This window comes from Sphingopyxis sp. QXT-31 (assembly GCF_001984035.1).
GTDB lineage: Bacteria > Pseudomonadota > Alphaproteobacteria > Sphingomonadales > Sphingomonadaceae > Sphingopyxis.
On sequence record NZ_CP019449.1, the window covers coordinates 861,172 to 873,158 of the forward strand.

Annotated in this window: 9 protein-coding genes; 4 read left to right on the forward strand and 5 right to left on the reverse strand. The window is 67.4% G+C overall.

Annotated elements, in window-relative coordinates:
* Positions 1 to 31: 31 nt before the first annotated feature.
* Positions 32 to 2,713: a valine--tRNA ligase gene (locus BWQ93_RS04255; protein WP_077029428.1), complete on the reverse strand. Its 2,682-nt coding sequence runs from the start codon at positions 2,711 to 2,713 to the stop codon at positions 32 to 34.
* Positions 2,714 to 2,864: 151 nt separating this feature from the next.
* Positions 2,865 to 4,934 (reverse strand): S9 family peptidase, encoded by a 2,070-nt coding sequence (locus BWQ93_RS04260; RefSeq protein WP_077029429.1) that lies wholly within the window; start codon positions 4,932 to 4,934, stop codon positions 2,865 to 2,867.
* Between the two features lie 140 nt (positions 4,935 to 5,074).
* Between BWQ93_RS04260 and BWQ93_RS04265 the strand changes: the two genes are divergently transcribed.
* Positions 5,075 to 5,773, forward strand: a complete 699-nt coding sequence (locus tag BWQ93_RS04265) for an HPP family protein (RefSeq protein ID WP_335694543.1) — start codon at positions 5,075 to 5,077, stop codon at positions 5,771 to 5,773.
* A 299-nt stretch (positions 5,774 to 6,072) separates the two neighbouring features.
* Here the strand turns inward: BWQ93_RS04265 and BWQ93_RS04270 are convergent, their stop codons facing one another.
* From BWQ93_RS04270 to ypfJ, 3 genes are read right to left on the reverse strand one after another with little or no spacing between them, the layout of a single operon-like run.
* On the reverse strand, positions 6,073 to 6,735 hold the full coding sequence (locus tag BWQ93_RS04270; protein ID WP_077029431.1) for a hypothetical protein: 663 nt from the start codon (positions 6,733 to 6,735) through the stop codon (positions 6,073 to 6,075).
* A complete protein-coding gene (locus BWQ93_RS04275; RefSeq protein ID WP_077029432.1) occupies positions 6,732 to 8,018 on the reverse strand; it encodes a metal-dependent hydrolase family protein in 1,287 nt (428 codons plus the stop codon). Before BWQ93_RS04275 ends, BWQ93_RS04270 begins: the two co-directional genes overlap by 4 nt.
* Positions 7,991 to 8,896, reverse strand: coding sequence for a KPN_02809 family neutral zinc metallopeptidase (gene ypfJ, locus BWQ93_RS04280; RefSeq protein ID WP_077029433.1), 906 nt, complete (start codon positions 8,894 to 8,896; stop codon positions 7,991 to 7,993). Before ypfJ ends, BWQ93_RS04275 begins: the two co-directional genes overlap by 28 nt.
* Positions 8,897 to 9,045: 149 nt before the next feature.
* On the opposite strand from ypfJ, the gene BWQ93_RS04285 reads away from it, so the two are divergent.
* From BWQ93_RS04285 to BWQ93_RS04295, 3 genes are all read left to right on the forward strand, one after another.
* Entirely contained in the window at positions 9,046 to 10,203 is a 1,158-nt protein-coding gene (locus BWQ93_RS04285) for a patatin-like phospholipase family protein (protein ID WP_077029434.1), read from the forward strand.
* Between the two features lie 29 nt (positions 10,204 to 10,232).
* Positions 10,233 to 11,018: a 3-hydroxybutyrate dehydrogenase gene (locus BWQ93_RS04290; RefSeq protein WP_077029435.1), complete on the forward strand. Its 786-nt coding sequence runs from the start codon at positions 10,233 to 10,235 to the stop codon at positions 11,016 to 11,018.
* 290 nt (positions 11,019 to 11,308) lie between these two features.
* Positions 11,309 to 11,971 (forward strand): DUF4893 domain-containing protein, encoded by a 663-nt coding sequence (locus BWQ93_RS04295; RefSeq protein WP_077029436.1) that lies wholly within the window; start codon positions 11,309 to 11,311, stop codon positions 11,969 to 11,971.
* Positions 11,972 to 11,987: the final 16 nt, after the last annotated feature.

Sequence of the window (11,987 nt, forward strand, 5' to 3'; positions counted from 1 at the left end):
CCCGCGAGCGGGGAGGATTTTAGATTAGCGCTCACCCCAGGCGCGCCAGCGCGGCAGTCAGGCGGTCGGCTTCGGCTTCCTTCGCGGCATGGTCGGCGCGCGCCTTTTCGACCGCTTCCGGCTTGGCGCGTTCGACGAACGACGGGTTATTCAGACGGCCGGTAAGGCCGTCGCGTTCCTTCGCCGCGGCGGCGAGCGCCTTGGTCAGGCGGTCGCGCTCGGCGGCGATGTCGATCACGCCTTCGAGCGGCACGGTGATCGTCTCGCCCTCGACGACGAGCTGCGCAGAGGCGCCCGCGGGAGCAGGATCGAAGCTGATCGCCTCGAGCCGCGCGAGGCGGTCGAGCTGCGCCGCAAGCTTGTCGGCGCGACCCATCAGTGATGCCGGGAAGTGCGCGGTCAGGCGCGCGCCTGGGGGCAGGCCGAGTTCGGCCTTTGCGGTGCGCAGTTCGCTGACGAGCTTGATCAGCCAGTCGATATCGGCGCTGGCCTCGGCGTCGCGCTTCGCATTTGGCTCGGGCCATTGGGCCGTGATCAGCGGGTAGTCCGCGCGGTCGCCGAGCCCGGTCCACAGCTCTTCGGTGATGAAAGGCATGAAGGGGTGGAGCATGACGAGGATCTGGTCGAGCACCCAGCCAGTGACGGCTTTGGTCTCGTCGTCGATAGCGCCCTTGATCAGCTCCAGATACCAGTCGCAGAAACGATCCCAGGCAAAGCTGTAGATCGCGTTCGCGGCCTCGTCGAAACGATAGGCGGCGAAAGCACTTTCCATCGCGGCAACGGTCGCGGCGACCTCGCCGATGATCCAACGGTTGACCGGCAGCGTTGCCGCGGGCGCTTCGAAGCTGGTCGAGGCCGAAATGCCATTGGCTTCGCAGAAACGCGCGGCGTTCCACAGCTTGGTCGCGAAGTTGCGATAGCCCGCGAGGCGCGCGTCATCCATCTTGATGTCGCGGCCCTGGCTTTCCATCGCCGCCATGAAGAAGCGCAGCGCGTCGGCGCCATATTGGTCGATCAGCCCGAGCGGGTCGACGACATTGCCCTTCGACTTCGACATCTTCGCACCATCGGGCGCGCGGACGAGGCCGTGGAGGTAGAGCGTCTTCCACGGCACATCGCCCATGAACTCCATCCCCTGCATCGCCATGCGCGCATCCCAGAAGAAGAGGATGTCGAAGCCGGAGATCAGGACGTCGTTGGGGTAGTGGCGGCGGAGCAACTCGGTATTCTCGGGCCAGCCAAGCGTCGCGAAGGGCCAGAGCGCGGAGGAGAACCACGTGTCGAGGACGTCTTCGTCGCGGGTGAGGGCGACGTCCGCGCCGGCTTCGGCCTGCGCTTCCTCTTCGGTCTCGGCGACGAAGATACGGCCATCTTCGGCGTACCAAGCCGGAATCCGGTGTCCCCACCACAGCTGGCGCGAGACGCACCACGGCTGGATATTCTCCATCCAGTTGAAGAAGGTCTTTTCCCACGTCTTGGGCACGATGTTGATGCGCCCGTCGCGCACCGCCTGCATAGGGGGCTGCGCGAGCGTTTCGGCATCGACATACCATTGGTCGGTCAGCCAAGGCTCGATAACCACGCCGCCGCGATCCCCGAACGGCGTCTGGATCGTGCGGGGTTCGGCGTCATGCTCGCCGCCGTCCTTGTCGACGTGCGGGATCAGGAAGCCGGCTTCCTTCATCCGGTTCACGACCAGTTCGCGCGCGCCGTCCTTGCCGTCGCGCTTGAAGCGGTGAAGGCCGAGATATTCGTCCGGGATCAGCCCGTCGGCGGTCTGGATGACGTTCGCGTCGCCGTCGAGCATGTTGAGCATCTCGCCGGGCTTGAATCCCGCGCGCTTGCCGACGTCGAAGTCGTTGAAATCATGCCCTGGCGTGATCTTCACCGCGCCCGAGCCCAGTTCGGGATCGGCATGCTCGTCGGCGACGACCTTGAAGCGACGCCCGGTGATCGGCTGTAATATGTCCTTGCCGATCACGCTCTTGTAGCGCGCGTCGTCGGGGTGCACCGCGACCGCCATGTCGGCGAGCATCGTTTCGGGGCGCGTCGTCGCGACCTCGATATAGTCGCGTCCGTCGTCGAGCGTCACGCCGTCGGCGAGCGGATATTTGAAATGCCAGAAGCCGCCCTGCACCTCGTGCGTCTCGACCTCGAGGTCCGAGATCGCGGTCTTAAGCTTGGGGTCCCAGTTCACCAGCCTTTTGTCGCGGTAAATGAGGCCCTTCTTGTGCAGATCGACGAAGACCTTGACCACCGCTTCGGTGAAATGCGGGTCCATCGTGAACTGCTCGCGCGACCAGTCCATCGAGCAGCCGAGGCGGCGGAGCTGGCCGGTGATCTGGCCGCCGCTCTCTGCTTTCCATTGCCACACCTTCGCGACGAATTCGTCGCGCGTGTAGTTGGTGCGCTTGTCCTGCCGCTCCTCGAGCTGGCGTTCGACGACCATCTGCGTCGCGATGCCGGCATGGTCCATGCCGACGACCCATAACGCGTCTTTTCCTCGCAACCGCTCGTAGCGGACGAGCACGTCTTGCAATGTGTTGTCGAGCGCATGGCCGATGTGCAGCGCGCCGGTGACGTTCGGCGGCGGGTTGACGATCGTGAACGGCTCGGCGTCGGGACGCGCGGGGCGAAACAGCCCGCGGCTCTCCCATTCATGGGCCCATTTCGCCTCGATAGCGGCGGGATCGAAGGTTTTTTCCATCGGCATAGCCGCGCGCCTTTGCCAGCCGGGGGGCGAGGCGGCAAGGGGGAACCCAACTCCTTTCCCGTTCGCATCGAGCGTAGTCGAGATGCCAATCGGTCGTGCGCGCCTTCGGGGTGTCTCGACTTCGCTCGCCACGAACGGGATTCAAAGGGTGCTATTTCCTCAGATGCTTGCCCATCCAGCCGAACACCGTCCGGTACCATTGCACGCTGTTCTGGCCCTTCAGGATCCAGTGGTTCTCGTCGGGGAAGACGAGCAATTCGCCCTCGACGCCCTGCCGCTGCAGCGCGGTATACGCCGCGAGGCCCTGGCTGTACGGGATGCGGAAGTCCTTTTCGCCGTGGATCACCAGCGTCGGGGTCTTCCACTTGGTGACGTGATTGACCGGATTCCACTTTTCCGCGTCGGTTCGCTGCCACCAGGGACCGCCATGGTCCCATTCGTCGAACCAGAGTTCCTCGGTCTCGAACGCCATCGCGCGCAGGTCGAACACCCCGGCATGGGTGACCAGGCATTTGAAACCATCGGGCCACTGACCCGCGATCCAGTTCATCATATAGCCGCCGTACGAGCCGCCGAGCGCGCAGGCGTTCGTGGTGTCGACATTGGCGTCGGTCGCGCCCGCGGCGGCGAGGCCGAGCTTCAGGTCCTCGAGCGGCTTGCCGCCCCAATCCTGCTTGATGCTGTCGGTGAAGGCCTGGCCGTAACCCGTCGAGCCGTGGAAATCGATCGTCACCGCGGCATAGCCCGGCGCCGAGAAGAGCCGCGGGTTCCAGCGCGTCGACCAGCTGTTGCCGAAGCTCGACTGCGGTCCGCCATGGACGAGAAAGGCCACCGGGATCTTGCCCTTGGTGTCGGCGGTCTTGACGATCTGGCCCCACACGGTGTCGCCGTTCGCGCCCTTGAAGCTGAAGCGCTTGGCATCGACCGGATCGATCCCGGCCATCTGGTCGCGGTTGACGTCGGTCAGCCGCTTGACCTTGCCCTTGGCGTCGCGCGTCCAGAGGTCGGTCGGCACCGCGACGCTGTTGCGCGAATAGAGCAGGGCGCCGCCGGGCAGCACCGTCACGTCGCCGATATTGCCTTCATATTCCTCGGCGGTGGCCTTGAGCTTCTCGACCTTGCCGCTCTTCGCGTCGACCTTGAACACTGGATGGTCGAGCACGTCCTGCGCGGTGATGTAGAGCGATTTGCCGTCGGCCGCCCAGGCGATCGAGCCCACCGAACGATCCCACGCGTCGGTCAATTTGCGCGTTTCGCCGGTCGCGAGGTCGCGGAGCATCAGCACCTGCCGGTCGGCTTCGTAACCCGGCCGCGCCATCGCCGCGTAAGCCAGCCACTTGCCGTCGGGCGACGGGGCGGGCAGCGTGTCGGTCGCCTGATTGTCCGCGGTCAGGTTCACCGGCATCATCCGGCGGTCGACCAGCCAGCTATAGATGTCGAGGTTGGTCGAGGTCGGCTCGTCCTTGTCGGCCTTGCGAAGCGTGAAGAAGATCGTGCGGCTGTCGGCACCCCACGCCAGCTCCTCGCCGCCGCCGAAGGGCTTCGACGGGCTGTCGCCGGTCAGACCGGCGTCGACCGGGCGCGCGGCCGTCGCCTTGCCGCCTTCGAGGTTGAAGATGAAGGGGCGGCTGTAGGTGCCGGGGGTTTCCCAGCTGTCCCAGTGGCGCACGAACCCGCTTTGATCCTTGTAGAGGCGCCCGGTGCCGGGCCCGGGGAGTTCGCCCTTGTCCTTGGCCTCGCAGCCGAAATCGGTGCACTCGCGCGGCACGTCGCCCCAGGCGAGCAATTTGCCGCCGTCGGGCGCAATCTTGAAGCCCGAGACATCGGCCTTGGTATCGGTGACCTGCGTCGCAGCCGCGCCTGCGGCCTTGGGGTCGATGCGCCAGACCTGGCTCTTGCCCGAGGCGTTCGAGAGGAAATAGAGGCTGCCGTCGGGGTGGAAGGCGGGCGCGGTCTCGTTCTTGTCCGCGGTGTCGGCAACGCGCACCGGCACCGCATCCTTGGCATTCCGATCGACTAGCCACAGGCCGGTCGCGCGCTTGTAGGTTTCTGCCGCGGTCTCGGTCAGCTGATACACGACCCAGCGCCCGTCGGGCGAAGCCGTCGGCGCGGCGACGCGCTTCAGCGTCGCGAGATCGACCTCGGTCATCGGCCGGGCGGCGGCGGGGGCGGAAAGGGCGGCGGCGAGCGCGAAGGCGCTGGGAATGAGGAAGTTACGCATGCAACGGCTTTAGCGATGCCGCGGGCGGGTTCAAGGACGAAGCGCCGCCAAAAAGCCGCTAGGCGCACCGAAACAAAGACTCTCTGGCGCGGCTCTGCCATAGCGCGCATCGGCGGACAGAGGTAGCAGAGGGGCGCGGCGTGTTTCGTTTGGCATCATCGTCGGTGAAATGGTTCGTGCCGCTGCTCGCGGGCGCCAGCCTGCGCGACCGCGTCGCCGCCAGCCTTGGGGCGCTGGCCGGTATCGGCGTCGTGGGCCTTGCCGGAACGATGTTCTTTTCGTTTCCGAGCCTGTGGATCGTCGCGCCGATCGCCGCGTCGGCGGTGCTGCTCTTTGCGGTCCCCGCCAGCCCGCTGGCCCAGCCTTGGTCGATCGTCGGCGGCAATATCGTATCGGCGTTGACCGGCATGGCGATGCTGCACCTCGTTCCCGACCAAGTGCTTGCCGCGGCCCTTGCGGTCTCGGGTGCGATCCTCGCGATGTCGCTTGCGCGCTGCTTGCATCCGCCGGGGGGCGCCGTCGCGCTGAGCGCCGTCATCGGCGCGCGAAGCTTCGTATCGGCGGATGGGCCTGGCTTTCTGGCGCTCGTCGCGCTCGATTCGGTTCTGCTCGTGGGGACGGGTTGGCTCTTCCACCGGGTGTCGGGCCACAGCTACCCCCACCGACCGCGGCCGGTCGAAGGCAAACCGCCGGTACCGGCCCCCTTCGGGGTGCAGATGGCCGACATCGACGCCGCGCTTGAAGATCTCGGCGAGACCTTCGACATCGGCCGCGAGGATCTGGCGCTGCTGCTCGAACGCGCCGAGGTGCACGCGGCGGCGCGGGTGGGGAAGGGGTAGCGAGCGGGGTTTCGGAAACGGTCTATGGCGGCTTTGGGGTGGGGAGCTGCCGTTTAGCCCTCTCCCGTTGAGGGGAGAGGATAGCGCAGCTTGCTCCGTCAGGAGCTAGCGAAGCTTGGAGAGGGGTGCTTGGACGCCTCTGGCGGTCGGAAACCCCTCTCAACTCCGGCTAGGCAGCAAGCTGCCAAGCCTGCGTATCTCTCCCCTTAAGGGGAGAGAGCATAACCCTGCGAACGTCCCCTAACGCCCGAAACCGGTCGCTCGAAGCCGCCGCAGCATAGCTCGCGCAAAGCCCAGCCCTACTCCCCCGCCTTGTCACACCCCTTGCGGCTCTTCGCCATCGCCTCCGCCTTGCGCCACGCGCTCCGAAACAGCCGGTCGCGCTCGGCCTTCGCGCCGATATCGTAGCGCGCCTGCGCCACCGGACGCCCGACCGCATCCTGCAGCGACAGCGTCACCACGCCGCCCGCCTCGAACAGCTCGTAGGGATCGCCGTCCCAGTCGGTGTCGTCGATCGCCGCCGAGGCATAGCGGTACGGGCTCCCGCCGATCCGCTGCTCGACCCCGAAGGGTTCGAGCTCGACCGTCCAACTCGCACCGCCGTCCATCAGCACGATCATCTTCAGGTCGCGCAGCGCACCCACAGGGCCGCCGACGCTCGACACGTCGCCGATCGCGCTGGTCAGCTCGCCGATCGCCCCGGCCTCGGCATCGTCATATTGCAGGCTGAGCCCCGGCTTATCGAGATCGCGATATTGCGGCTTGCTCGCGTCGAGCATCGGCGGCGTCCAGCTGATCGACCGCGACCAGATGTCGCCCTCGCTGTCGACCTGCGCGACGACATCGACATGCGCGCCGCGGCTGCCCTTGGCGATCGCACTGCACACCCAGTCGCCGTCATATTGCCCCATTGCCGGAACCGGGCTTGCCAGCAGCGCCGCACCGGCCAGCACGCGGATCATCGCACCAAGGCTCCGCCCTTCATCACATGGTCGATCTTCTCCAGCACCGTGATGTCGGCGAGCGGGTCGGCCTTGACCGCGACCATGTCGGCGTAGCGCCCGGGCACGATCGCGCCGACGTCGCCGCGGCCCATTTCCTCGGCGGCGCGGCCCGTCGCCGACTGGATCGCCTGCATCGGCGTCATCCCGTATTTCACCATGTTGCGGAACTGCCGCGCGTTGAGCCCGTGCGGATAGACGCCGGCGTCGGTCGCGTAACCGATGTTCACCCCCAGCTCGACCGCGCGCCGGAACGCTGCGCGCTGCGCGTCGGTGGTCTCGCGGTTCTTGCGCAGATATTCGGCGGGCCAGCCCTCCTTGGTGCCGACATCCTCGATATAATCGCCGTTATAGATATCCATCGCGAGCCAAGTGCCGTGCTTCTTGGCGAGCTGGAGCGTCGCTTCATCGGCGAGGCTGGCATGTTCGATGCTGTCGACACCGGCGTTGATCGCATTCTGGATACCGACCGCGCCATGCGCGTGCGCGGTGACGCGTTTGCCGCGGGCATGCGCCACCTTGACGATCGCGGCGAGCTGCTCGGGCGTGAGCTCGGGCGCGCCGGGCTCGGTGCCGATCGCCAGCACCGCGCCGGTCGCGATGGTCTTGATGAAATCGGCGCCATGGTCGAGCAGATAGGCGGTCTTTTGCGCGGCTTCCCCGGGGGTCGCCGCCACGCCGAGCCGCATGTCGGCGGGCAACTCCTCATTGGGAACCACGCCGTTGAGTTCGCCGCCGCCCTTGGGGATCGTCAGATAGGCACCCGCAACCCACATGCGCGGCCCCGGCACGTCGCCGCGGTCGATTGCGTTGCGCAAAGTCACGTCGGTCAGCCCGCGATAGGTGCCGACGTCGCGCACGCTCGTGAACCCCGCGTCGAGCGTCACCCGCGCGTTGCGCGCCCCGACGAGCGCGGTCTCGGCGGGCGACGCCTTGATCGGCGCGGCGAGGTCGGCGCTCTGACCGAGGTCGGCGAGATGCGTGTGGAGGTCGATCAGCCCGGGCAGCACGGTAAAGCCCGACCAGTCGACGATCGCCGCGCCGTCGGGCGCCTTGCCGCACGGCCCCACCGCCTTGATATGCTCATCGACGACAGTGATGCACTGGCCGCTGCGCACGTCGTTCGACACGCCGTCGATCAGCCGCCCCGCCTCGATATAGACGGTTTGTGCCGCGGCCGGCGTCGCCGCCAAAAAGGTCGCCGCGAGTGCGGCGGTCAGATGGCGGTATCGAAGGTATTGCACTGGCGCGGGTCTCCGGTCTGCAGCCCGCGGCGCAGCCACGTCATGCGCTGCTCGCTGGTGCCGTGGGTAAAGCTTTCGGGAACCGGGCGCTGCCCTGCCGAGCGCATCAGCGTGTCGTCGCCGATCGCATTGGCGGCGCGCATCGCCTCCTCGATGTCGCCGGGCTCGACCACCGGCTGGCCCGAGCTGTTACGCGCGCGCGCCGCCCAGACGCCGGCGTAGCAATCGGCCTCGAGTTCCATGCGCACCTGCAGCGCATTGCCCTCGGCCTGCGAAGCGCTTTGCTGCGCACGGCGGACTTGGTCCGACCGGCCGCTGATCGTCTGGATATGGTGACCGACCTCGTGCGCGACGACATAGGCCTGCGCGGCGTCGCCCGCGGCGCCGAAGCGGCTCGCGAGTTCGTCGAAGAAGGCGGTGTCCAGATAGACGCCCTGGTCGGCGGGGCAATAGAATGGCCCCATCGCCGCCTGCGCCGCGCCGCAGCCCGAGCGGTTCTGGTCGGTGAAGAAATTGAGCGTTGGGCGCTGGTATCCGTTGATCAGCTCGCCCCAAACCTGGTGCGTCGATCCGAAGACGTTGCACGCGAATTTCTCGGCCGCGGTGTCGCACGCGACATTGGCGCCGCTCTGGCTGCTGGCGCGCGGGTCGGCGGTACCGCCGCCGCCGGTCAGCATGTTCATGCCGCCGCCGAAAAAGACGAAGGCCAGCACGCCGAGCAGCAGGATCGTACCACAGCCCATCTTGCGCCCGAGCAGCATCGGCAGCAGCCCGATGAGCAGCCCGCCCATGCCGCCGCCCCCGCCGCCGCCGAAACCCCCGCCGCCGCGGCCAAGGTCGCGGATATCGTCGCCGGGATCATAATCGTCGAGGCGCATATCGGGGGTCTCCAACGCGGGATTGCGGTTTGGCCGGTTCTGGCAGCAGCACAACGCAATTGGAAGAGACTTCGATCCACCGCCTTGCAATGCGCTCTGTTGCGGTGCACCAATCGCGGCGTCCCCGCCCGAAGGAAAGCTCCGAGTCCATGCCGCGCCGCGCCGCCCGAGCCGCTCTGCCCCTGCCCGACCTCGTCGTTCTGGTGCTGCAGGGCGGCGGCGCGCTCGGCGCCTATCAGGCGGGGGTCTACGAGGCGCTGATCGAGCTCGGGATCGAGCTCGACTGGGTCGCGGGGATTTCGATCGGCGCGGTCAACGCCGCGATCGTCGCGGGCAACAAACGCGACGAGGCGGTGGGCAAGCTCCGCACCTTCTGGGACGGCGTATCGTCGGCGCTGCCCTCGTGGCCGCTCCCCGATAACGACGCCGCGCGCGAATGGAGCCACCTCGCTGCGGCAGGGCAGGTGATGGCCTTCGGCGTGCCCGGCTTCTTCACCCCGCGCTGGCCGCCGCCCGCGCTCGCCGCGCGCCAGACGCCGGGCGCGGTGAGCTTCTACGACACGGCGCCGCTGATCGAGACGCTCGACCGGCTGGTCGACTGGGACCGGCTCAACACCGGCAACGTCCGGCTGTCGGTCGGCGCGGTCGCGGTCGAGACCGGAAATTTCCGCTATTTCGACACGCAGAGCGATCGCATCGACGCACGCCACATCCTCGCCTCGGGCGCGCTGCCGCCGGGCCTGCCGCCGGTCGAGATCGATGGCGCCTGGTATTGGGACGGCGGGCTCGTCTCGAATACCCCGCTCGAATATGTCGTCGAGGCGGCGGCCGAGGACATGCTGGTGTTCCAGATCGACCTCTTTCCCGCGCGCGGCGAGCGGCCGCACGACCTCGAGGAAGCCTGGTCGCGCGAGAAGGACATCCGCTATTCGAGTCGTACGCGGCGGATTTCGGACGGGCTGGTGCGGCGGCGCAAGGAGCATCGGCTGATCGACCGGATGCTCGCGAAACTGCCGCCCGACGTGGGCGAGCTTCCCGAGGTTCGGGCGGTGCGGCGGATGGTCGACTGCAAGGCGCTCAACGTCGTCCAGCTCGTGCATAGCCCTCTGAAATGGCAGACCGGCGCGCGCGATTTTGAGTTTTCGCGGGCGGCGGTCGAAGCCAATTGGGCGCAGGGCCGCGAGGCGGTCGAGGCGGCGATGAAGGACGGTCACCTGCTCGCCGAGAGTATCGCCGAGGGCCGCTCGGAGAGCTTCGCGGTGCAGGCGGGCGGGCTCAAACCGAAACAAGCAACTGAAATCAAATAACATCTCCCCCCAGAAGCGAAGGACATATCATGCACCTCAAAGGCAAGACCGCCCTTATCACCGGCTCGACCTCGGGCATCGGGCTCGGCATCGCCAAGGCCTTCGCCGCGGCGGGCGCGAACATCCTCATCAACGGCTTCGGCGAAGCCGCGGCGATCGAGGCCGAGCGCGCCGCGCTCGAGGTCCTGAACGGCGGCAAGGCCGCCTATGACGGCGCCGACCTCACCAAGCCCGAGGCCATCGAGGAGATGTTCGCGCGCGCCGACAAGGATTTCGGCGGCATCGACATCCTCGTCAACAACGCCGGCATGCAGTTCGTCGCGCCGGTCGAGGACTTCCCGGTCGAGAAATGGGACATGATCATCGCGCTCAACCTGACCGCGGCCTTCCACACGATCCGCCACGCGGTGCCCGGCATGCGCAAGAAGGGCTGGGGCCGCATCATCGGCACCGCCTCGGCGCACTCGCTCGTCGCCTCGCCGTTCAAATCGGCCTATGTCACCGCGAAGCACGGCCTCGCGGGCCTCACCAAGACCGTCGCGCTCGAGGTCGCCGACGCGGGGATCACCGTGAACTGCATCAGCCCCGGCTACGTCTGGACCCCGCTGGTCGAGAACCAGATCCCCGACACGATGAAGGCTCGCAAGATGACGCGCGAGCAGGTGATCAACGACGTGCTGCTCGCGGGCCAGCCCACCAAGCAGTTCGTGACGATCGAACAGGTCGCGGCGCTCGCGACGTTCCTCACGCGCGACGAGGCGGCGAATATCACGGGGGCGAATCTCAGCGTCGATGGCGGGTGGACCGCGGCTTAGACTGGTTTCGGGCGGAAGCGGACGGAAAGATCCTCCCTGTGGCCAAAGGCCATGGGGGGGGGGACCGCCGCCGCAGGCGGTGGTGGAGGGGCTGAAAGGTCGCGCGACGCCCGACGGCGTCGGCCCCTCCGTCAGCGGCTTCGCCGCTGCCACCTCCCCATCGCTTCGCGACAGGGAGGATTTAAGCAACCTCCGTTTCCACCCCAAAGCAGCCACCCACCGGCCAGTACCCTTGAGCATTCCCCCTCCGCCCCCTAAGGTTAACCACGAACCGGACTGGAGAGACGGATATGTGGGGTCGCAACAAGTTCATCCTCGCCGCATTGGCGCTGCCCGCGCTCGCCGCGTGCAACACCGTGCCGCCCGTGCCGCGCTCGGTCGCCGACGGACCGCCGTCGCCGCCGTCCTCGGACGGCAGCTGGCGCGCGACCGCTACCGAGGCCGACAAGCTGCGCATCCGCAGCTGGTATTCGAGCTGGGAAGCCGCGCTCGCCGACGCGCGCGCCAAGGGCTTCGGCGCGCAAGTCGACCGCGAGGGCATATTGCTGCACCCGACCGCGGCGCTGCCCAACCCGCATTTGCCCGCGGGCGACTATAAATGCCGCACGGTCAAGGTCGGCTCGCAGAGCGGCGGCACGCTGGGCTTCATCGCCTATGGCTGGTTCCGCTGCCGCGTCTCGGCCGAGCAGGGGCTGTACAGCCTCGTCAAGCTCACCGGCTCGCAGCGCCCCGTCGGGCTGATCTTCCCCGACAATCTGACGCGGCAGGTCTTCCTCGGCACGCTTGAGCTCGGCGACGAGAAGCTCGCGGTCAGCTACGGCAGCGACCGGATGCGCGACATGGCGGGGCTGGTCGAGCGCATCGGCGACAATCGCTGGCGGCTCGTGCTGCCCGCGCCGGCCTATGAATCGCTGGTCGACGTGATCGAACTGGTGCCCGATACTTCGAAATAGCTTTAGCACAGGGGAT

Bases quoted from the DNA above. Each gene is read 5' to 3' on its own strand.
- BWQ93_RS04255 (WP_077029428.1), bottom strand. From the start codon at position 2,713: ATGCCGATGGAAAAAACCTTCGATCCCGCCGCTATCGAGGCGAAATGG.
- BWQ93_RS04260 (WP_077029429.1), bottom strand. From the start codon at position 4,934: ATGCGTAACTTCCTCATTCCCAGCGCCTTCGCGCTCGCCGCCGCCCTT.
- BWQ93_RS04270 (WP_077029431.1), bottom strand. From the start codon at position 6,735: ATGATCCGCGTGCTGGCCGGTGCGGCGCTGCTGGCAAGCCCGGTTCCG.
- ypfJ (WP_077029433.1), bottom strand. From the start codon at position 8,896: ATGCGCCTCGACGATTATGATCCCGGCGACGATATCCGCGACCTTGGC.
- BWQ93_RS04285 (WP_077029434.1), top strand. From the start codon at position 9,046: ATGCCGCGCCGCGCCGCCCGAGCCGCTCTGCCCCTGCCCGACCTCGTC.
- BWQ93_RS04290 (WP_077029435.1), top strand. From the start codon at position 10,233: ATGCACCTCAAAGGCAAGACCGCCCTTATCACCGGCTCGACCTCGGGC.
- BWQ93_RS04295 (WP_077029436.1), top strand. From the start codon at position 11,309: ATGTGGGGTCGCAACAAGTTCATCCTCGCCGCATTGGCGCTGCCCGCG.